Genomic DNA, 20,542 nt, shown 5'->3' with positions numbered 1-20,542 from the left:
GCCAATCTCTCCGGCTACCGCATCGGTTTCGGGCATCCTTGCCCGGGCGTCCTTGCCCTCAAGATACTGTCCATGCCCACCAGGGGCCGTACCTGTCTCATCGCAACCTGAAGTCACACATCGCGTGGAGCAGACGCTTGGCCTGTCAGCGATCACGGAGCGCACAGGGTAGTGAGTACCGTCATCGCTGGAAGGCCAGAGAAAGGGCCGGTGATGCACCGCATATCTCTTGCTCACGGTACCTATTGCCAAAGGCGTGCCATAAACGCGAAAACATATTACAAAACAATGCCTTGAAATAGCGATCACGACGACAGGCATGCCAATGTTGCCCAGGGCGGCACACAGAGTCGTGTTTTACTGGCCGATTCGTCGCGATTTGCCAACACATATACGGGGCATGCTATTTTTCCCTTTTGAATCAACATCTTGAAACGTCTCCTTTGCAAGACAATCCCGCAAGGGGTGGGGGAAAACTGCGACACCTACGCAAGAACACCCGCTGATCAGCCCTCATCGAGGGGGTCATCAGCGGGTGTTCTCTGGGCGATTCACACTGACAGGCAAGAGAGGTGTGACTAGAGCGACTTGAGCAATACCTTGGAGTTACGCGCCGAGTTGTAGGCCTCGCGACGCATGGGCGGCAGGTCTTGCAGGCCGGCCGACACGAAACCGTGCTCGATGAACCAGTGGACGGTATGGGTCGTCAGCGCATACAGACGCTCGACGCCGGCGCGACGCGCGCGCAGCTCGATCTCGGCCAGCAGCTGCTCTCCGCGCTGTCCGCGGCGATAGTCATCATGCACGGCCACGCAGGCCAGTTCGCCCATGGCGGCGTCACGGCTGAGGTGCAGCGCCGCACACCCGATGACCATGCCATCGCGCTCCAACACCACATAGTCGTCGATCTCATGTTCGAGACGCTCCCGCGAGCGGGCCACCAGGATGCCACGCTGCTCCAGCGGCCCCAGCAGCGCCAGCAGACCACCGACATCCTCGAGGCGCGCCTTGCGCAGCTGCTCGTAGCCCTGACGCGTGATCATGGTGCCGATGCCGTCACGGGTGAACAGCTCGCCCAGCAGGGCATCACGGTCGCGCCAGCTCAACAGGTGAGTGCGCCCGACGCCGCGCCGTGCGGCGCCACAGGCAGCGGCCAGATGGCGCGACAGCTCGCTGTCGTCATCGCGGGGCGGCGCCATCAGCGCGGCTTCCTCCGGATTGAGCTGACGCAGCAGCTCACCATCTTCGCCGAACAGGCCCTCCCCTTCGCCAAGCAGGATCAGCTTGTCAGCGGCCAGCGCCACGGCGGCGTGTTCGGCGACCTCAGCGGCGTCCAGATCGAACACCTCGCCGGTGCTGGAATAGCCCAGCGGCGGCAGCACGACGATGGCCTGCTGCGAGAGCAGCCCCTGGATCGCCTCACTGCGCACGCGGCGCACCTCGCCACCATGCAGGAAGTCGACGCCGTGACGCACACCCAGCGGCTTGGCCATCACCAGATTGCCGGAGACGGCGGAGAGCTCCACGCCATGCAGCGGCGTATTGGGCAGCCCCTGGGACAGACTGGCCTCAAGGCGCAGACGCAACGTGGCGACCTGCTGCTCCAGATGGCCGAGAATCTCGCGCGTCACCACCCAGCGGCCCTGATGACGGTCCGCCTCGATACCGGCAGCCTGCAACGCCTCGGCCACCTGCGGGCGCACCCCGAACACCACCACCAGCTTCACGCCGAGGGTATGCAGCAACGCCAGATCCTGTATCAACTGCGTTCGTCGTGACGAGGACAGGGCATCGCCCTCGATCAGAATGACGAAGGTGCGGCCGCGATGGGCATTGATATAGGGAGAGGAGTTGCGAAACCAGTCCGCGAAGGGGAAACGCGTGTTCAAGAGCCAGCTCCGGGCAGGAGAGAGGGAAAATGGCATGTCAGGCATGCCCATGAATCATCATATCAGCGCCGCAGCCTGCACGGCGAGCGGTGCCCCCTGACATCCATGTGTCAGACACGAGAAAGGCGACCCGAAGGTCGCCTTTCTCGTTTTTCCAATTCAGCTCTGGATCATGCGTCGGCTTAGCCGAACATGCCCTTGAACATGAAGAAGAACAGGATCGACAGGATCGCGCCGGCCGGCAGAGTGATCAGCCAGGACATCACGATGGTGCCGATCACGCGCAGGTTGAGCGCTGCCATGCCGCGTGCCAGACCCACCCCCAGCACCGCACCGACCAGGGTGTGGGTGGTGGAGATCGGCAGGCCGGTGCCGGAGGCCAGCACGACGGTCGAGGCGGCGGCCAGCGTGGCCGCGAAGCCGCGTGACGGCGTCAGCTCGGTAATGCCGGTGCCGACAGTGGCAATGACGCGACGACCATAGGTGACCAGGCCGACGACGATACCGCCGCCACCCAGCACGAGGACCCACCACGGCATGCTCGCCTTGGCGCCGATCTGACCGGCAGAGTCGACGACGCTGATGATGGCCGCCAGCGGACCGACCGCATTGGCCACGTCGTTGGAGCCGTGGGCGAAGGCCATCGCACAGGCGGTGAACATCATCAGCAGGCCGAATACCTTCTCGACGCCGCTGAAGTCGAAGTCGTCACCGGTGGCGCGATTCTTCTCCTTGAGGCGTGAACGCGCGACCTTGCGCTCCATCAGCACGCCGATACCCATCACGATGGCGCCGATGACGACGGCCAGCAGCAGGCTGGATTCGAAGCTCAGGTGCAGGCCGACATGCTTGAGGCCCTTGACCATGGTCACCATCGAGATGATGAAGCCGACCAGGAACATGTACATCGGCACGTAGCGCTTGGCGGCCGCGAACGGGTCTTCGTTGTCGAAGATCAGCGTCTGCACGGACTTGAACAGCACGAAGGCGATGGAGCCCGCCAGCAGCGGCGAGACCAGCCAGGAGGCCGCGATCTGACCGACCTTGGTCCATTCGACGGCATCCACGCCCAGACCCGCAGCGGAGAAGCCGACGATGGCGCCGACGATGGAGTGGGTGGTCGAGACCGGCCAGCCCTTCATGGAAGCGATCAGCAGCCAGATACCGGCGGCCAGCAGCGAGGCCAGCATGCCGTAGACCAGGAACTGTGGATTCTCGATCAGCAGTGACGGGTCGATGATGCCCTTGCGGATGGTGTCAGTCACCTCACCACCGGCAAGCCAGGCACCGAGGAATTCGAAGATCACGGCGATGATGATCGCCTGCTTGATGGTGATCGCCTTGGAACCTACCGAGGTTCCCATGGCATTGGCGACGTCATTCGCACCCACACCCCATGCCATGAAGAAACCGAACAGACAGGCAAGAATGACGAGCACATCGCCGTATTGAGCAATGATGGACATAGAAGACTCTTGGACAGATGGCAGGACGTCCTGATGGCGCTCAGCGCGCCATCAGGATCTGCAGTCGGGTACCGACCTTTTCCGCTTGGTCAGCCACATCGCCGACCCAATCGATGATCTTGTAGAGGAAGATCACATCGACGGGCGGGAGACTGGCTTCTAGCGAGAACAGGGTCTGGCGGATGGCGATCTGCTGTTCGTCGGACTGCTTCTCGAGCTCATGCAGCTCGTTGATCAGCTTGTCGACCAGCTCGCTCATGTTGCGCCCGAAACCGGACTCGACGAGGTCTTCCAGTTCACCCAACGCACGACGCGCCTGGCAGACCGATTCGACCGCAGTCTTGAGATACTCACGCATGGCGGGCACCAGTGCGGTGGGTATCTGCATATGACGACCCAGCATGATCCCGGCGATGTCCTTGGTGACATTCGCGATGGAATCCTGGACATGGATCAGCTCGAGAAGGTCGGAGCGCGAGACCGGCAGGAACAGCGAGTTGGGCAGGTTGAGACGCAGCTGCGTCTTCAACTCGTCCGCTTCACGCTCCAGACCACTGATGGTCTTGCGAATGCTGGCTGCCTGCTCCCAATCACCCTGCTCGCAGGCGTCGAAGAAGGTCAGCAAGTGCTGGGCGCACTCGTCGGTCTTGATGATGTGGGTGTGCAGCGCCTTGAAAGGCGAGCGCCCGAACATCGAAGAGAAAGGGTTGGTCGTTACCATAGTGGCCGTCGGCGTTAAGGATTGACGCGCGGAGTGTAGCAAAGCCTTTGTGACGATCACATAACTTTCATCGTAACGTCATGATACCGCCATGCTGTTGTCATTCACGCAACAACAGCGGCAGTTCGGGGGAACACGAAGGATTCCAGAAGAGAGATTGTCATGCAGCGGCAGGACCCGTGGTCGCTGGCTTTATCCACTGTTCGTAATATAACCAAGGACGTGACGACAGGCAATTGCTGTCACTTCAATGTCATCATGCTGTCATATAAGTGTGATTCTGCCGACAGGCCGATATCCCGCATGCCCTTCCGCCCTCCCCGTGCTTGCCTTGCCGCGGGCCAGGCGCGAGCATGAGACACACGAGCCTTCACCACCATGCACCACGCTTGCCGAAGGCTCTGCGGTCCTGGCGCCGCTGTCACCCTCATCCGTCAGCATCTGTCTTCTTTCATCCGTACAGGGAGTGCCCATCATGGCGCAGGAAATCGAACTCAAACTGGCACTGTCTCAACCCGTCATTGATCGCGATGCCATTCTGGAGACACTGGCGAGCATTGCAGAACTGGCAACGGTCGCCCCCAGGCGGCGCTGGCTGGCCAACACCTACTTCGACACCCCCGAGCATGCGCTGGAGCGCGCGCGCATGGCGCTGCGTCTGCGCCAGAGCGGTGAGGATGCCGACAGCACGGGCGCCCTGCGCCAGACGCTCAAGACCAGCGGCGAGAGCCATGGCGGACTGCATTCTCGCGGCGAATGGGAGTGGGAGCTGCCCGAGGGCCAGACCGGCCTCGACCTCGACGGCCTGCGTGGCCTGCCGCCCTTGCAGGCGCTGGAAGACGGCGCCCGCGAGCAGCTGCTGAGTGCACTCGCGCCCAGTTTCAGCACCGATTTCGAGCGTCATGCCTGGCAGATCGACGTCAAGGCGACACGCAGCGACGAGAATGTGAGCGACGAGCAGGTCACCGTCGGCGTCGAGATGGCGCTGGACCTGGGCGCGGTGAAGGCCAGTGGTCGCGAAGTGGCCATCCAGGAGATCGAGCTCGAGCTGACCGGCGGCGAAGAACTCGCCCCCGAGGTGAGAGAAGGCGTGCTCTGGCAGCTGGCGGATTCACTGGCCAGCCGCCTGGCACTGCGCCCGGCAGATGCCAGCAAGGCCAAGCGCGGTGCGGCGCTGCGGGATGGCGAATGGCATGAGAAGACGCTGGATACCGCTGACCCCGGCGCGCTGCTGTCCGCCGCCATCGATGCCCTCGATGCCCACGCCGACCGCCAGGCGAAAGACGACCTCAAGTGGCACGCGCATGCGCTGGCCGCCCTGTCGGCCCTCGCATCACGACTGGCCGCCAGCCAGCATCCCGGCCATATCCACGCGGTGGCGCTGGTCGAGGCGCTGGAAAGCAGCGACGGCGACGCCTCACAGGACTGGGCGACTCGCGACTTCGGCCAGCACAGCCTGTCACTGCTCGCGACGCTGCGCGGCTGAACCTCAAAACGACACTGACTGCCCAGCCGCCAGGCGCTAGACCACTGGCTGATGGACAACAGCCGGGCAGTCACTGAAGGTCACACACTGAGACATCCCCGATACGCCCTGACATTCATCCGGCGTCGTCACGCCCGTCAAGGAAGCCTGCATGCCTGAACGCCAGGGCCCTGCCAATGAATATGGCAGCACGCCGCAAAGCCCCCCAGCGACACCCTCGCACCCCAGCGACTACGAGCCCGCCACGGGCCGCCTGCGCGCGCGGCTGTTTCACTGGATCTTCGAATCCGATACCAAGGCGGCCAAGGCCTTCGATATCGGCCTGATCCTGATGATCTTCGCCAGTGTCGCCGTGGTGATGCTCGACAGCGTGCCCTCGCTCAATGCGCAATACGGCGAGCTGTTCCGCATCATGGAGTGGGGCTTCACGATCATCTTCACGCTGGAATACGCCGTCCGCCTCTACTGCCTGAAGCATCCCGGCACCTGGGCCAAGGGCTTCTACGGCGTGCTCGACCTGCTGTCGATTGCCCCCACCTGGCTGTCGCTGCTGATACCGGGCGCCCAGGCCCTGCTGGTGGTGCGCGTACTGCGTGTGCTGCGTCTGTTCCGCGTGTTGCGCCTGATGGCCTTCGTCGGCGAGGGCCGCATGCTGGTCGAGGCCATGACGCGCAGCCGGCGCAAGATCCTGCTGTTCTTCATCACCGTGCTCAGCATCGTCACGGTATTCGGCGCTCTGATCTATCTGATCGAGCCGCCCGAGGCCGGCTTCACCTCCATTCCCAAGGCGCTCTACTGGGGCGTGGTGACGCTGACGACGGTGGGCTATGGCGACATCGCGCCCATCACGCCGCTGGGGCAGTTCATCTCGGCGCTGATGATGATTCTCGGCTACTCGATTCTCGCCGTACCCACCGGGGTGTTCTCGGCCGAGGTTCTCAACGGCCTGCGCATGCAGCAGACCAGCGACGAAGCCTGCCCGGGCTGTGGTCGTGAAGGCCATGATCGCAACGCCAAGTACTGCAAGTTCTGCGGCACCTGGCTGGACGAGGATACCCGCGACCCGCGCGAGCCTGAACCTGAGACAGAGCCGGATCCCGAATCTGCGCCTGACGCAGAGACGCCATCGGACGATCAGCCAGAACCTCCCGATAGCGGGCCTCCCGAGAGCGGGCCTCCCGACCGCGACCGCAGCTGACGAAGCCGAGAATCACTCAGCACACGACAACGCCCGGAAATGACAATGCCTCAGAAATGACAACGCCCCCGCGACCGCAAGGTCCGGGGGCGTCTTCGTATGCCAAGGCGATGTCAGCGCCGTGAAGCGCTACGCTGTCGCGATCACTCCGTGAAGCTCGAGATATCGCCGCGCCCTTCGCGCACGATCACCGGCGGCAGCTCGCGCAGGTCCACCACACTGGTGGTCTCGAAGCTGCAGGCGCCGCCGTCGATGACCAGATCCAGCGCGTGTCCGAAGCGCTCGCGAATCTCTTCGGCGTCCGTCATCGGCAGTTCCTCGCCCGGCGGAATCAGCGTCACGCTCATCAGCGGTTCGCGATGGGTTTCCAGCAGGGCGTGGGTGATGGCGTGGTCCGGCACGCGCACGCCGATGGAGCGACGCTTGGGGTGCAGCAGCAGGCGCGGCACTTCGGAAGTCGCCTGCAGGATGAAGGTATAGGCGCCCGGCGTGTGACTCTTGAGCAGGCGGAAGATGGCGTTGTCGACCTTGGCGTAGGTGCCGATTTCCGACAGGTCAGAACACACCAGGGTGAAGTTGTGCTTGTCGTCCAGCTGACGCAGGCGCTTGATGCGCTCGATGGCCTTCTTCTCGCCCAGATGGCAACCCAGCGCGTAGCCGGAGTCGGTCGGATAGGCAATCACGCCACCCTGCTGGATGATGGCGACGGCCTGATCGATGAGGCGTTTCTGGGGATTTTCGGGATGAATCTGGAAGAACTGTCCCATGCGGTGCTCCTTGCGTCTGGGCGCCAGCCCGGCAGGCGGACTGGCGTCACGGTGATCTCTTGATATCACATGGAGGCAGCGTCGGCCGCAAAAAAGGGCGCGATGCGCGGATGACACCACACGGGCGGTACCTTGGTGCGGGGCGGCGGACTCATACTGCCGGGTGCCAGCGGGCCGCCGGGGAAGTGGAAATCACTGCCGACGGAGGCGTAGAGCCCCAGCTCATCGAGCTGACGCGCCAGGTCACGCGCGCGATCGATATTCTGGAAGCCGCTGACCAGTTCCGCGCCTTCGCCACCGGCGGCAATGAAGTCACGCAGCAGCTCGCCACGCTTGGTGCGGGTCAGCTTGTAGCGCATCGGGTGCGCCATCACGGCGATACCGCCATCGGCACGCACCCAGCCCACCGCCTCTTCCATCTCCGGCCAGTGCGCCTTGACGTCGCCTTTCTGGCCCGCGCCAAGGTGCCGTTTGAAGGCGTCCTGCAGGTTGCGTGCAATCCCGGCCTCGACCAGCGCGCGGGCGAAATCCGGGCGTGACAGCGGGCGGTCGCCTGAGCCACTCAGCGTGGCCTGTTCCCGGGCGCGCTCGAAGGCATTCTCGAGCCCGAGCTTTTCCATGCGCGTGGCGATCTCGTGGCTGCGTCGCTCACGCGCCTCGTGCTGCTGCTTGAGGCCGGCACTCAGTGCATCGCCGGCGCCCTCGGGCATCAACGCCACGATGTGGATGGTCTGGTTGCGCCAGCGGACCGACAGCTCACAGCCGGGCAGCAACGAGATTCCCTCGGCGCGGGCGGCCTGCTGGGCCTCGAAGATGCCTTCCATGCTGTCGTGATCAGTCAGTGACATGCGTGACAGACCGCGCCGCGCGGCCAGTGCCACCAGCTCTGTCGGTGCCATGCCGCCGTCGGAGGCGGTGGAATGCATGTGCAGGTCGATGTCCGGCACCTCGATATCGGAATCGAAGCGCTCCGGCAGCGGGCGAAACTCGATCGGCTTGCGGGATGCGGAAATCGGCGAAGAGTCGGACAGAACGTCGGACACGGGGAACCTCTCGGGATGAACGTCTGTGCCACGCGATGCCTGAGATGCAGGCGATCCAGCGGGCCAGACGTCGGGCAGTATTGGCTGCGATGCGCGCCCGGACACACAGGGGCTTTGTCAGCAGGCAGCAATGGCGGCAGAATGAGCACATGCAGGCAGGGGTGCGCCGCTGGTGTCAGACAGGATACCACTCGCACAGGCCCTTGCCTTCCCGACGGCTGCGTCGTCGTGTTCAGGAGTGCGCATTACCCATGAAGATGTTGCTCGACTTTCTGCCGATCGTGATCTTCTTCGCCGTCTACAAGATGACTGGCGACATGATCATGGCTACCGCCGTGTTGATTCCCGCGACCCTCGCGCAGGTGCTGTACATCTACTGGCGCCACAAGCGCGTCGAGAAGATGCAGCTGGTCACCCTGGCGCTGGTCGTCGTGCTGGGTGGCGCGACCGTGCTGTTCGGCAACAGCTCCTTCATCCAGTGGAAGCCCACCGTGGTCAACTGGCTGTTCGCCGTCGCCTTCCTGCTGTCGCCGCTGTTCGGTGGCAAGCCGCTGGTGGAGCGCATGATGGAAAAGGCGATTCAGCTGCCGCGCCCCATCTGGCACCGCCTCAATCTAGCCTGGGTGGTATTCTTCCTCGCCATGGGCGGCCTCAACATCTACGTCTTCAGTCACTATTCGGAAGACATCTGGGTCGACTTCAAGCTGTTCGGCATGCTCGGTCTGACACTGCTGTTCGTCATCGTTCAGGGCGTCTACCTGTCCCGTCACATGGTGCAGGCCCCTCAGGAAGAGAACGCTTCCTCGACCAATTCTCAAAAGGATGATTCGTGATGCTCTACTCCATTGTCTGTCAGGACGTCGAAGGTAGCCTCGAAGCACGCATGGCGGCGCGTCCGCCGCATCTGGCACGTCTGGAGGCGCTGCACGCCGCCGGTCGTCTGGTCATCGCCGGCCCCAACCCGGCCATCGACAGCGAAGCTCCGGGCGAAGCCGGCTTCAGCGGCAGCGTCATCATCGCCGAGTTCGATTCCCTCGAAGACGCCCAGAAGTGGGCCGATGCCGATCCCTTCGTCATCGCCGGTGTCTATGAAAGCGCCGAAGTGAAGCCCTTCAAGCAGACCCTGCCCTAGCCCGGCGCCCGGCCGGTCATCTGACCGGCGGTTTCTCACAGACGACGGACAGCCTGGCTGTCCGTCGTCTGCGTTGCAGGCCTTGCTCTGCCGCTGCCTCGCTGTGCTGCTCTCCCGCTCGACCTCCTGCCAGGAATGCCCGTGAACGATCACCCTTCCTCTCCTCGCCAGCCCGCCCCCGGCCAGTCAGCTCCTGATCAGTCAAATTCGAATCAGACCGCCTCGTCAGCCCGAAAGACTTCGCCGCAGGCAGCCTCGGGCACCGCGGCCCGCAAACCTGCCACGACGCCACCGAGCGCGATCGAGCCGGTCACGGCGCCCGGCGTGGTGCCTAACGTACCACTGGCGCCACTGGCGGCACTGGAGGAGGCGCAGCTCGAGTGGGACGACACCGCGCCACAGGCCACCGATTACGGCGATGTGTACTTCTCGATCCACGATGGCCGCGCCGAGACCGTGCACGTCTTCCTCGACAGCAATCGTCTGAGCGAGCGCTTCCGTGACTGGCGGGAAGCGCGCCCCTTCGTGATCGGCGAGACCGGCTTCGGCACCGGCCTCAACATCCTGTGCGCCGCGCAGCGCTTTCTGGCAACGGCGCCCGCCGAGGCGCGGCTGCATGTCGTCTCGGTGGAAAAGCACCCGATGCGCGCCGCGGACCTCGAGCGGGCGCTGTCCGCCTGGCCGGATCTCGCCTCACTGGCGAAGCCGTTGGTCGCTCAATGGCCCGCCGCCGTCCTCGGCGTGCACCGCCTGTGGCTGGATGAGCGCATCACCCTGGACCTGCACTTCGGCGATGCGGTGGAGCGCCTGTCGCGCCTGGAAGGTGGCGTGGATGCCTGGTTCCTCGATGGCTTCTCGCCGTCGAAGAATCCGCAGATGTGGTCACCTGAGCTGTTCGCGGCCATGGCGGGTGTCTCGCGCCCCACGGCGACCTTCGCCACCTTCACCGCCGCGGGCTTCGTGCGGCGTGGCCTGCGCGCGGCAGGCTTCGTGTGGCGCAAGGTGCCCGGCCACGGCATGAAGCGCGAGATGATCTGCGGCGAGCTGGACGAGCCGACCGCCGCCGCGCGCGCCGAACTGATGGGACTTGATGTCTCTCCCCCATCCGGTCATGCCCCCATGCAGGAGCACGCGGTGCGTGGCGCCCTTCATCCGCTGCGTCGTGAGCAGCCCTGGACCCAGCCCCCGCAGCCCGCGCCGATCGCTCGCGAGACGCATGTCGCGGTACTCGGCGCCGGTATCGCCGGCACCAGCTGCGCCGAGGCGCTGGCGCGGCGCGGCGTGCAGGTCACGCTGATCGATGCCGAAGCCCCCGGCGCACGTGCCTCCGGCAATCGCCAGGGTGCGCTCTACGTCAAGCTGGCCGCCGAGACCAATCCCGCCAGTCGCTTCCAGCTGGCCGCGCTGCAGTACAGCCGGCGCTGGCTGGCAAGCCTCGACCCTAAGCAGACCCTGTGGTCCGCCAGCGGCGTGCTGCAGCTGGCCACCAGCGAGCGTGAGCGCAAGCGCCAGCAACGCTTCCTCGACAACCACCCGCTGCCCGAGGCGCTGCTCACGCCGGTCAGCGCCAATGAGGCCAGCCGGATCGCCGGCAGCGAGATCGCCTTCGATGGCCTCTTCTATCCGGTCGCCGGCTGGGTGCGCCCCAGCGCGCTCTGCCAGCACCTCGCCGCCACCCCGGGCATCCGCTTTCTGCAGGCGCGCATCGAGGCCATTCAGTCGCTGGGGGCCGAGGAAGGCAGAGAGGAAGGCAGAGAGGAAGGCGGAAAGACAGGCAACGGCGCGCCACGCTGGCAGCTGCAGACCAGCGACGGCACCAGCATTGAAGTGGATCAGCTGATTGTCGCGCTGGGGGAGCAGACTAATCTGCCCGAGCCGCTCGCACACCTGCCGCTGCAGCCGATTCGCGGCCAGGTCAGCGAGATCACGGTAGCGCCGGAACACGCCGCGCACCTGCCCGCGCTCGACAGCGTGGTGTGCGCCGGTGGCTATGTCTCGCCCTATCAGCGCCACGCCGATGGCAGCGTGACACTCAGCTTCGGCGCGACCTTCGCCCCTCGCGATGAGGATGAGGCGGTCCGCGAGGCGGACCACGCCGCCAATGTCGCGGAGCTGCGCAGTGCCCTGCCCGCCTTCGTCGCCGCCTGGGAGCAGGCGCGTGGTGTCAGGCTGGAAGACGATGACTGGCAGGGACGCGTCGCCTGGCGCGCCGCCAGCCCGGACAAGAGCCCGCTGGCCGGCCCGGCACCGGACGCCGCGCAATGGCGTGAGGACTACGCCGCCATGGCCTTCGATGCGAAAAAGCGCGTGCCACAGTCGAGCGGCGCCCACCTGCCCGGCCTGTGGCTCTCCACCGCACACGGCTCACGCGGCTTCACCACCGCCCCGCTGTGCGCTGAATTGATCGCCTCGCAACTGTGTGGCGAGCCGCTGCCACTGGAACGCGAACTGGCCGAGCACCTGCATCCGGGGCGCCGCCTGATCCGCGATATCGTCCAGCGGCGCTGAGAGGTCGGTATCACTCAGGCCTGACGGCACTGTCTGGACAGGGCCTGACGGTCGATGACTTGGTAGGTAAAGGATGGCCGGCCGATCTGACCGTAGTGGAAGGCCTCGCTGAGCATGCCGCAGGCCGCGAGATGGCGCAGGTACTTGCGGATGGTCACTCGCGACATGCCGGTGGCAGGCAGCAACGCCTCACTGGTGAAGCTGCCTTCCTCACGCGGCAGCGCCTGGATGGCACTGGCCACCAAGGCTAGTGACGCCGCCGTCACGCCCTTGGGCAGGCGCCCCTCGGGTACCGCGCCCGCAGCGCCGCTGACCAGCCCTTGCACGCCGAAGAGCTGGTCCAGTTGTTGCTGGCTGACTTCACCCTCTAGGCTCTCCAGCTGCTGGCGGCCGCGACGCGCCAGTGCCAACGCCTGCTGAAAACGGGCGAAGCTGAAGGGTTTGACCAGGTAATCGCACACCCCGAGCGCATGTGCACTGCGCACCGTGTCCGCCTCACTGGCGGCGGTGATCAGGATCACCTGGATATCGGGGGCGGCGTGGCGCCTCAGCCATCGCAACACTTCCAGCCCGCTGCGGCTGCGCAGGTAGACATCCAGCAGCACCAGGTCCACCGCTTCCTGCGCCAGCACGTCGAGTGCCGTCGCGACATCCTCGCACTGGGCCACCAGGCGCATGCCGTCGATGCGACTGAGGTATTCGACATTGAGACGCATGACCATGGGGTCGTCTTCGACTATCAGCACACGCATGCGCTCTGGCTCCTTCGTTGTGCAAGTTCCGGCCGCAACGCCATCCCGTGATGCGCGGCCCCCTATCAGGGCGCCGCGCCAGTCAGCAGTCGGCAAGGCAGGGTCAGCTCGACCAGGGTACCGCCGCCCGAGGGCGCATAGAGGTGCCATTCGCCCTCGCGCGCGGTCACGATCTCCTGCACCAGCGACAGGCCCAGCCCGCGGCCTTCCCCATGACTGCTCACCCCCGCCATGCGTGCCGTCTGCCTCAGCTCCGTCGGCATGCCGGGGCCGTTGTCCGCCACGCTGATCGACAACTGCGCCTCTGCCGACGGGTCCAGTGATTCCAGCATCAACCCCAGGGTCACAGACGGGGCGTGAGCGTCAGCGCCCACCTCCTCCAGCGCTTCGAAGGCATTGTCGAGCAGATTGCCGATCACGCTGACCAGATCATGACTCAAGCTACGCTCCAGCACCGGAAACTCGGCCTGAGCGCCATCGTCCTGTGACATTCCCCACTCAGCGCAGCGGCCATGATGGCATTCGATCTCCAACTCGACCGTCAGCGTGATGCCACGCTCGCGAGCCTCGCTGTGCTTGCCGATCAGAAGGCCTGCCAGCAGAGGGTCCGCGATGCGCTCGGCGGCCGCGGCATCCGCCGGCAACTCCCGCTCCACCAGCAACGCAAGATAATCGCGCAGACCGGCGAGGTCCTGCATCTGTGTCAGGCCCGACAACACATGCAGCCGATTGCGGAACTCATGACGCGCGGCACGCAGTGACTCCGCCTGACGGCGCACGCCGGTCAGCTCCTCGGCGAGGCGCTGCATGCGGTCGTGCTCGCGCAGTACCAGCACGCCGCCCATCAGCAGCTCGCCATCATGCACTCGCTGGCAACGCACCAGCAATCGCCGCCCGCCGTGAGTCACCTGGCGCAAGCGGGTCTCCTCCTGCTCGCTCACTCGCTGGCGCGCAACAAGGCACTCACGCATGCCGGTGTCGGGCAACCAGTCATCAAGGCGCTCGCCCAGCGTCGGCAAGGCCCCCAACAACTCGCGCGCCGCGGCATTCACCAGCGTGATTCGCCCCTCGGGGTCGACCGCGATGATGCCCTCTTCCAGGCTGGCCAGCACCGCCTGATGCTCTTCCACCAGGCGCGCGATGGCCGCCGGCTCCAGTCCCTTGAGCTGTCTGCGCAGATAGCGCGCAAGTCCCAGTGCGCCCAGCGTGCCGAACAGCATCAACACACCCAGTCCGAGCAGCAGCTGGCGCTTCTCATCGGCCAGACGCCGCCCCAGGGAATCCAGCGTGATACCGATGGCCACCGCACCGACGACGGCGCGCTCACCGCCCCTGGACGCATTCGCCATGACCGGAACGAAGCTGCGCAGGCTTTCGCCGAGCGTGCCGCGGGATTCGGAGAGGTAGGAGGCACCGGCAAGCGCACGCTGTTCGTCGCCACCCTGGAAGGGCTGCCCGATGCGTGCGGGGTCCGGGTGACTGAGCCGCAGGCCATCCGGGCGCATCACCACGATGAAGTCGACGGCATTCTCCTGACGCAGTCGCTCGATGCGTGCCGCCAGGCGGCTGTCCGCGACAGGAGGCGCAGCCTGCGGTGAGCTGGCCTCGCTCAGGGCAGAACGCACCTCGGGCAGACGCGCGATACGCTGGGCAAGAGCGGCAATACGCTGGCCCTGAATCTCGCGCTGGGTCCGCTCCAGCTGGGCACTGAAGAGCCAGGCCGCGACCAGCAGGCTGACGATCACCATGCCGGCGGCGAGCAATGAGGTCAGCGCGCTCAGTCCGGGTTGAGAATGCCGCAACACGCCGGACAAGCCATGTGCCCCCTTGGTGGCATGGCCATTCGGCCCGGCGCATGGGCGAGCGGCAGCCGGCGCTTTCATAAGTTTCAAAAGGCTTTCTTTAATTCGCAAAACTTGGCCCTCGGGAGCCACACCGTAAGCTCCCTGTGACGCGCATCCAGTGCGCGAACATGATGTCCCTTCCCCGTCCCAAACGATCCCGCGATGCCACGCCAACGCGTCCGGGCATGACAACAGGTCCTGCAACGACAGAGTGCAGGACAAGGAGCATGCATGACACATTCCTCGCAGACCGCCACGGCCACGCCTGCCGCAGAGTCCCCCTGGCAGAAGACGCGCATCTTCGGCATGTCACTGCCGATCTTCGCCCTGTCCTTCCTGGTCCTGATTGCCGCCATCGCCACCGACACCCTGCCTGCCGGCATGATCGGCGCGCTGCTGGTCATGATGATTCTCGGGGAGCTGCTGGGCTTTCTGGGCGACCGCCTGCCGATCATCAACAGCTATCTGGGTGGCGGCGCCATTCTCGCCATCTTCGGTGCCGCAGCGCTGGTCTACAGCGGCTGGCTGCCGCAGGAGGTCACGGCGAATGTCAGTGAGTTCATGAAGGCCGGTGGCTTTCTGAACTTCTACATCGCGGCGCTGATCACCGGCAGCATTCTCGGCATGGACTCCCGCGTGCTGGTCAAGGTCGGGGCCCGCTTCGCGCTGCCGCTGCTGTGCTCGGTGCTGTTCGCGGCGCTCTTCGCGATGCTGGTCGGCTGGGTCATGGGCTTCTCGCCCAAGGATGCCGTCATGGTCATCGCCCTGCCCATCATGGGCGGCGGCATGGGCGCCGGCGCCGTGCCGATGAGCCAGATCTACGAGCAGCTGCTGGGGCAACCGGCCAGCTACTATATCTCGATCCTGGTGCCGGCACTGGCCCTGGGCAATGTCTTCGCCATCATCATTGCCGGGTTGCTCAACGGGCTTGGCAAGCGCTTCCCGTCACTGACCGGTGGCGGCCAGATGATGCCGGGCGTCAATGTCCGCGAAGAGAAGAGCACGCCTGACCTGTCCCAGCTGGGCATCGGCATGGTGATTGCCCTGAGCTTCTTCGTCGCCAGCCAGATTCTCGGCAAGGTCATTCCGCTGCACCCCTACGCGCTGATGATCATCGCGGTCGCCGTGCTCAAGTGCGCCAACCTGGTACCGGAGAACATCAATCAGGCCGCCGCCCAATGGTTCCGGTTCGTGGCAGGCAACTGGACCTTCGCGCTGCTGTTCGGCATCGGCGTGGCCTATACCGATCTGGGACAGGTGATCGATGCCATCACCATCACCTACGTGGTGATCGTGTTCGGTGTCGTCGCGGGCGCCGCCTTCGGTGCGGGTCTGGTGGGCAAGCTGGTCGGCTTCTATCCCATCGAGTCCGCCATCACCGCTGGCCTGTGCATGGCCAACATGGGCGGCACGGGTGACGTCGCCGTACTCTCGGCGGCCAATCGCATGCAGCTGATGCCCTTCGCGCAGATTTCCTCGCGCCTGGGCGGGGCCTTGATTCTGCTGATCTCGAGCCTGGTCGTGCCGATGTGGTTCGCATGATCCGGCGCATCGCCAGACGCCAATAGGCGCACCAAAGAGTGCAACAACAGGCGCTTCATGAACGACAACGCCCCTGGCCTGTGCCAGGGGCGTTGTCGTTTCCAACCCCGGGGTCAGGGCAGGGTCAGGGCATGCTCAACACAGCATGACCACTGGCCGGGCTCAGTCGCCCTCTTCCTCATCGTCCGCCAGCTGGCGACCGAAGGACTGCCACTGTTCCAGTGTCATCACCTCGGTGGATTCGGTGCCGATGTCATGGACGATCAACAGCTTGCCGCGTGACAGCTGGCCTTCCAGCTCCGCGACCCAACCGGCCATGCCTTCACCGACATCGGTGGTGTCGTAGCCCTGACGGGTGACGAAGGCTTCCAACAGGGCGCGCCGTGTATCGGCGGGCAGCATGGTCTGCGGTACCTCGATGAAGCGGTCCCGCGGGTCCATCTGATCAAGTGGCATCTGGCTCATGGGTAGCTCCTGTCCATCATCAGGGTGGCGTGACGCCGCCTGCGGTGCTTCGTTCAGCATATCCGTACTCATGCATCCTCTCCCGCGCTGTCCTGCGCACTGTCCTGCACATTGTCTTGCGCACTGTCTTGCGGATTGTCCTGCTGTGCATCAGCACCGGATTCCCATTCGGCCAGGCGCTTCACGAAGGTCTCTTCGTCCAGCACCGTGAGGCCCAGCTGCATGGCTTTCTCGAGCTTGCTGCCCGCTGCCTCGCCGGCGACCACACCGGCGGTCTTCTTCGAGACACTGCCCGCCACCTTGGCACCCAGCGCCTGCAGACGTGCCTTGCCTTCATCACGCGTCATGCTGTCGAGGCTGCCGGTCAGCACCCAGGTCTGGCCTGCCAGCGGCTGGGGGCGCTCACCGATCTCGACCTCTTCCCAGCTCAGACCACAGGCGAGCAACGCATCCAGCGTCTCGTTGTTGGTCGGCTGCTGGAAGAAGGTATGGATATGCGCGGCGACGATGGGGCCGACATCTTCCACTGCCTCCAGCGCGGCCTGATCCGCTGCACGCAGCGCTTCCAGGGTGCCGAAGTGCGTGGCCAGATTCGCGGCGGTGGCTTCACCGACTTCCCGAATGCCGAGGGCGTAGATGAAACGCGCCAGGGTGGTGTTGCGGCTCTTGTCCAGCGAGGCGACCAGATTGGCGGCGGACTTCTCGCCCATGCGCGGCAGCTCGGCCAGGGTGGCAGCTTCCAGGTGGAACAGGTCCGCCGGCGTCTTGACCAGCTCACGCTCGATCAGCTGCTCGATCAGCTTCTCGCCGAGGCCATCGACATCCAGCGCCTTGCGGCTGGAGAAGTGCTTGAGGGCTTCCTTGCGCTGCGCGGCGCAGATCAGTCCGCCCGCGCAGCGTGCCACCACCTCGCCTTCGAGGCGCTCGATCTCGGAGCCGCATACCGGGCAGCCGTCCGGCAGCACGATGGCTTCACGGCTGGCACCTTCACTGGCGACCCGCACCACCTGCGGGATGACGTCGCCGGCGCGCCGAATGATGACACTGTCACCGATCTGCACGCCGAGACGTTCCACCTCATCCATGTTGTGCAACGTGGCGTTGGAGACCACCACACCGGCGACCTGCACCGGCGCCAGCCGGGCGACCGGTGTCAGCGCGCCAGTGCGTCCGACCTGAAAATCGACGCCTTCCAGGGTGGTTTCCTGTTCCTGCGCCGGGTACTTGTAGGCGATGGCCCAGCGCGGCGCGCGCGCCACGAAGCCCAGTTCACGCTGCAGGCGCAGTGCATCGAGCTTGATGACCGCGCCATCGATGTCGTGATCGAGGCCATCACGCTGCTCGCCGAGGCGGCGGGTGTAGTCGATGATGCCCTGAGCACCGCGCACCACCTCAAGCTGCGGGCTGGTACGGAAGCCATAGTCGTTGAGCAGCGCCATCAGACCGGAATGATTCTGGCCGGCCTCGCTGGCGAGCAGCGCATCATCCACCCGCGCGACCTGATAGGCGCAGAATTCCAGCGGACGCGAGGCGGCGATGTTGGAATCCAGCTGGCGCAGGCTACCGGCGGCGGCATTGCGCGGATTGGCGAACACCTTGCCGTCCTCGTCGCGGCCGCGCGCGTTCAGCGCCTCGAAGCCAGCGTGGCTCATGTAGACCTCACCGCGCACTTCAAGCAGCTCCGGCAGATCATCACCCCGCAGCTTGAGCGGGATCGAGCGGATGGTGCGCAGATTGGTGGTGATGCCTTCGCCGGTGCGGCCATCGCCGCGCGTCACGCCTTGCACCAGCACGCCATTCTCGTAGATGAGCGACACGGCCAGGCCATCGAGCTTGGGCTCGCAGCAGAAGCTCAGCTCGTCACCCGCGTCCTGGGCGTCTCCCAGCTCCAGCGTTTTCGCCGCACGTTGCACGAAGGCACGCAGCTCATCGTCATCGAAGGCGTTGTTGAGCGACAGCATCGGTACCGCATGCTGCACTTCCTCGAAGCCGCTGGCCGGCGCGGCTCCGACGCGCTGGGTGGGCGATTCCGAGCTGATCAGCTGGGGATATTCGGCTTCCAGCGCCTCGAGACGGCGCAGGCGCGTGTCGTAGTCGGCATCGGTCAGCGTCGGGTCATCCAGCACGTAATAGCGGTGGCTGGCCTCAAGCAGCTCGCGATGCAGCTGCGCGACCTCCTCCATCACCTTGGCAGGCACGCCTTCCACCGCGGCCGGTGCAGCGGAGCGGGAAGCGCTCGAGGCGTTGGAATCATCGGCAGGCGCCGAAAACAGATCATCCTGGGCTGACATGACACTCACTCGAAACAGTGGCTCGCCAGCACTGCCAGAAGGCAGCGCTGAGCGACCTGAAAACGGGTGGCGACCCCTCCGACCTGACACACTAGCAAGAGCTTGCACAGGCTTGCAGGCAGAGGGGTCGCCTTGATGCTGCCATTGTACTCAATGTGAACGACGGGCCACACATTCAAGCACTCAGGGCGACAGTCGGGGGCTGGCAGGGGCCGTCAGAGGCTGCAAAAGGCCGGCAGGACACGCAAACGCCAACGGCGACCCGAAGGTCGCCGTTGGCGTTCTGGCATGACTGGTCGACTCAGAGAATGGCTGGGGAGTCGATCAGTTGGCCTGGTAGCGATGCAGACGATTGCGACGCTCGAACTCGTGCACCTGCTGGCGCTTGAACTCGATGGTCTGGGCCGTCATCACGCTGTGATTCTCATCTTTCAGCTCACCACCCAGACGACGCACCAGCAGCATGGCGATCTCGACCATGGTCTCGAAGGCGGCGGAGGTGTCATCCGCGCCCGGCAGCGGCATCAGGAAGGTGACGCCATCCAGCTGGCTGTCCACCATCTCGGCCGGCTTGAAGATGCCCGGCTTGACCACGTTGGCCATCGCGAACTGCAGCGGGCTGTCGTCGTCATCTTCCTCGTGGCGCAGGAACAGCCCCATCTCGGAATGACGCAGACCACAGGCCAGCGAGATACCCAGCACGTCTTCGCCGCTGAAGCCTTCATCGCCGCGCGCCATCACCGAGATGATGATGACTTCACTGGCATCGGCCAGGGTGTCACGTGCGAGCTGGTCATCGACCTGATTGCGTTCGGCACGCAGCACCAGCGGATGACGATCATCCTCGGGCGCTGTGGCATCGGCAGCAGGCGCGGCGGCCGCTTCCAGTGAAGGTTCCTGGCGCTGGGAAGCACTGCCGGCGACATCGGCCGGCTTGCCAGCGGAGGACGCCTCAGTCCTGGTATCCTGACCTTCCTCGATCTCGGCCATCGGCTCGAGATCATCGGCCTGGGTGGAGGAGACGCTGATGCTGTCGTCCTCGGCGGTGATCACCGGCTTCTCATGGAAGTCGTCTTCGCGCGCCGTCTCGGCCTGCTCACTGGAGGCGCTGCCGAGCACGGGCTCACGATGCGCATCGTCGTGCTCATGCTCGTCATCACGCCGTGCACCCAGACTGGCCGTCACGTCGCGCATTGACTGGCTGGCACGCGCACCGAAGGCAGCCGCACGCTCGCCGAAGCCCTTGCGCTCCGGCGCTTCACGACGCTCCATGGGCTGCGCCGGACGACTCGGTTGAGTCACCCGCGAGGCCTTGATGCCGTGCGCATTGTCGAGCACGACATCTTCCTCGTCCTCGGCATGCGTCTCGGAATCGCCAACCACCCGGTAGCCGCCGTTCGGCAGCTCCCAGTTGTCACGTTCTTCCTCTTCTTCCACC

General features: G+C 65.0%; 16 protein-coding genes. 6 read left to right on the top strand and 10 right to left on the bottom strand.

Annotation, left to right across the window (positions count from 1 at the left end):
* Window positions 1-578 precede the first annotated feature (578 nt).
* The 3 genes from argA to MSG32_RS12320 all read right to left on the bottom strand — a co-directional run bounded on the left by argA (window position 579) and on the right by MSG32_RS12320 (window position 4,076).
* A complete protein-coding gene (gene argA / locus MSG32_RS12330; protein WP_043333715.1) occupies window positions 579-1,889 on the bottom strand; it encodes an amino-acid N-acetyltransferase in 1,311 nt (436 codons plus the stop codon).
* Between the two features lie 182 nt (window positions 1,890-2,071).
* Window positions 2,072-3,355 carry an inorganic phosphate transporter gene (locus MSG32_RS12325; protein ID WP_043333714.1) on the bottom strand — a complete coding sequence of 428 codons (1,284 nt, stop codon included), beginning with the start codon at window positions 3,353-3,355 and terminating at the stop codon, window positions 2,072-2,074.
* A 40-nt stretch (window positions 3,356-3,395) separates the two neighbouring features.
* On the bottom strand, window positions 3,396-4,076 hold the full coding sequence (locus MSG32_RS12320) for a TIGR00153 family protein (protein ID WP_043333713.1): 681 nt from the start codon (window positions 4,074-4,076) through the stop codon (window positions 3,396-3,398).
* A gap of 475 nt (window positions 4,077-4,551) precedes the next feature.
* Here MSG32_RS12320 and MSG32_RS12315 point away from each other — a divergent pair, with 475 nt between their 5' ends.
* On the top strand, window positions 4,552-5,562 hold the full coding sequence (locus tag MSG32_RS12315) for a CYTH domain-containing protein (RefSeq protein ID WP_192838613.1): 1,011 nt from the start codon (window positions 4,552-4,554) through the stop codon (window positions 5,560-5,562).
* Window positions 5,563-5,713: 151 nt separating this feature from the next.
* The gene (locus tag MSG32_RS12310) at window positions 5,714-6,760 is read left to right on the top strand and encodes an ion transporter (RefSeq protein ID WP_248379927.1); all 1,047 of its coding nucleotides are present in this window, start codon (window positions 5,714-5,716) and stop codon (window positions 6,758-6,760) included.
* Window positions 6,761-6,903: 143 nt separating this feature from the next.
* On the opposite strand, the gene MSG32_RS12305 is transcribed toward MSG32_RS12310, so the two are convergent.
* A complete protein-coding gene (locus MSG32_RS12305; protein WP_054555307.1) occupies window positions 6,904-7,527 on the bottom strand; it encodes an L-threonylcarbamoyladenylate synthase in 624 nt (207 codons plus the stop codon).
* A 65-nt stretch (window positions 7,528-7,592) separates the two neighbouring features.
* A complete protein-coding gene (locus MSG32_RS12300) occupies window positions 7,593-8,453 on the bottom strand; it encodes a PHP domain-containing protein (RefSeq protein ID WP_131432877.1) in 861 nt (286 codons plus the stop codon).
* 368 nt (window positions 8,454-8,821) lie between these two features.
* On the opposite strand from MSG32_RS12300, the gene MSG32_RS12295 reads away from it, so the two are divergent.
* From MSG32_RS12295 to mnmC, 3 genes are all read left to right on the top strand, one after another.
* Window positions 8,822-9,403 carry a septation protein A gene (locus MSG32_RS12295; RefSeq protein ID WP_043333711.1) on the top strand — a complete coding sequence of 194 codons (582 nt, stop codon included), beginning with the start codon at window positions 8,822-8,824 and terminating at the stop codon, window positions 9,401-9,403.
* Entirely contained in the window at window positions 9,403-9,702 is a 300-nt protein-coding gene (locus MSG32_RS12290) for a YciI family protein (protein WP_043333710.1), read from the top strand. Before MSG32_RS12295 ends, MSG32_RS12290 begins: the two co-directional genes overlap by 1 nt.
* A gap of 324 nt (window positions 9,703-10,026) precedes the next feature.
* The gene (gene mnmC / locus MSG32_RS12285) at window positions 10,027-12,210 is read left to right on the top strand and encodes a bifunctional tRNA (5-methylaminomethyl-2-thiouridine)(34)-methyltransferase MnmD/FAD-dependent 5-carboxymethylaminomethyl-2-thiouridine(34) oxidoreductase MnmC (RefSeq protein WP_348983983.1); all 2,184 of its coding nucleotides are present in this window, start codon (window positions 10,027-10,029) and stop codon (window positions 12,208-12,210) included.
* A gap of 14 nt (window positions 12,211-12,224) precedes the next feature.
* Here the strand turns inward: mnmC and MSG32_RS12280 are convergent, their stop codons facing one another.
* Entirely contained in the window at window positions 12,225-12,962 is a 738-nt protein-coding gene (locus MSG32_RS12280) for a response regulator (RefSeq protein ID WP_175089931.1), read from the bottom strand.
* Window positions 12,963-13,027: 65 nt separating this feature from the next.
* Complete coding sequence (locus tag MSG32_RS12275; protein WP_248380162.1) at window positions 13,028-14,845, bottom strand: sensor histidine kinase; 1,818 nt, start codon at window positions 14,843-14,845, stop codon at window positions 13,028-13,030.
* A 192-nt stretch (window positions 14,846-15,037) separates the two neighbouring features.
* Here MSG32_RS12275 and MSG32_RS12270 point away from each other — a divergent pair, with 192 nt between their 5' ends.
* Window positions 15,038-16,348 (top strand): 2-hydroxycarboxylate transporter family protein, encoded by a 1,311-nt coding sequence (locus MSG32_RS12270; RefSeq protein ID WP_054555304.1) that lies wholly within the window; start codon window positions 15,038-15,040, stop codon window positions 16,346-16,348.
* A gap of 162 nt (window positions 16,349-16,510) precedes the next feature.
* Here the strand turns inward: MSG32_RS12270 and MSG32_RS12265 are convergent, their stop codons facing one another.
* The 3 genes from MSG32_RS12265 to MSG32_RS12255 form a co-directional block, all read right to left on the bottom strand.
* On the bottom strand, window positions 16,511-16,813 hold the full coding sequence (locus tag MSG32_RS12265) for a YheU family protein (RefSeq protein ID WP_248379925.1): 303 nt from the start codon (window positions 16,811-16,813) through the stop codon (window positions 16,511-16,513).
* A 68-nt stretch (window positions 16,814-16,881) separates the two neighbouring features.
* Window positions 16,882-18,996 (bottom strand): NAD-dependent DNA ligase LigA, encoded by a 2,115-nt coding sequence (gene ligA / locus MSG32_RS12260; protein ID WP_248380160.1) that lies wholly within the window; start codon window positions 18,994-18,996, stop codon window positions 16,882-16,884.
* Between the two features lie 432 nt (window positions 18,997-19,428).
* Entirely contained in the window at window positions 19,429-20,541 is a 1,113-nt protein-coding gene (locus MSG32_RS12255; protein ID WP_248379923.1) for a cell division protein ZipA C-terminal FtsZ-binding domain-containing protein, read from the bottom strand.
* Window position 20,542 lies beyond the last annotated feature (1 nt).

The organism is Cobetia sp. 1CM21F, from assembly GCF_023161745.1.
Lineage (GTDB): Bacteria > Pseudomonadota > Gammaproteobacteria > Pseudomonadales > Halomonadaceae > Cobetia > Cobetia amphilecti.
This window is presented reverse-complemented; position numbering and strand designations above follow the sequence as displayed.

What these genes read in the sequence shown, in the direction of transcription:
- MSG32_RS12270 (WP_054555304.1), top strand. Translation starts at nt 15,038, where the DNA reads ATGACACATTCCTCGCAGACCGCCACGGCCACGCCTGCCGCAGAGTCC.
- MSG32_RS12305 (WP_054555307.1), bottom strand. Translation starts at nt 7,527, where the DNA reads ATGGGACAGTTCTTCCAGATTCATCCCGAAAATCCCCAGAAACGCCTC.
- MSG32_RS12280 (WP_175089931.1), bottom strand. Translation starts at nt 12,962, where the DNA reads ATGCGTGTGCTGATAGTCGAAGACGACCCCATGGTCATGCGTCTCAAT.
- MSG32_RS12320 (WP_043333713.1), bottom strand. Translation starts at nt 4,076, where the DNA reads ATGGTAACGACCAACCCTTTCTCTTCGATGTTCGGGCGCTCGCCTTTC.
- ligA (WP_248380160.1), bottom strand. Translation starts at nt 18,996, where the DNA reads ATGGAGGAGGTCGCGCAGCTGCATCGCGAGCTGCTTGAGGCCAGCCAC.
- MSG32_RS12300 (WP_131432877.1), bottom strand. Translation starts at nt 8,453, where the DNA reads ATGCATTCCACCGCCTCCGACGGCGGCATGGCACCGACAGAGCTGGTG.
- MSG32_RS12295 (WP_043333711.1), top strand. Translation starts at nt 8,822, where the DNA reads ATGAAGATGTTGCTCGACTTTCTGCCGATCGTGATCTTCTTCGCCGTC.
- MSG32_RS12290 (WP_043333710.1), top strand. Translation starts at nt 9,403, where the DNA reads ATGCTCTACTCCATTGTCTGTCAGGACGTCGAAGGTAGCCTCGAAGCA.
- MSG32_RS12325 (WP_043333714.1), bottom strand. Translation starts at nt 3,355, where the DNA reads ATGTCCATCATTGCTCAATACGGCGATGTGCTCGTCATTCTTGCCTGT.
- MSG32_RS12315 (WP_192838613.1), top strand. Translation starts at nt 4,552, where the DNA reads ATGGCGCAGGAAATCGAACTCAAACTGGCACTGTCTCAACCCGTCATT.
- MSG32_RS12310 (WP_248379927.1), top strand. Translation starts at nt 5,714, where the DNA reads ATGCCTGAACGCCAGGGCCCTGCCAATGAATATGGCAGCACGCCGCAA.
- MSG32_RS12275 (WP_248380162.1), bottom strand. Translation starts at nt 14,845, where the DNA reads ATGAAAGCGCCGGCTGCCGCTCGCCCATGCGCCGGGCCGAATGGCCAT.
- MSG32_RS12265 (WP_248379925.1), bottom strand. Translation starts at nt 16,813, where the DNA reads ATGAGCCAGATGCCACTTGATCAGATGGACCCGCGGGACCGCTTCATC.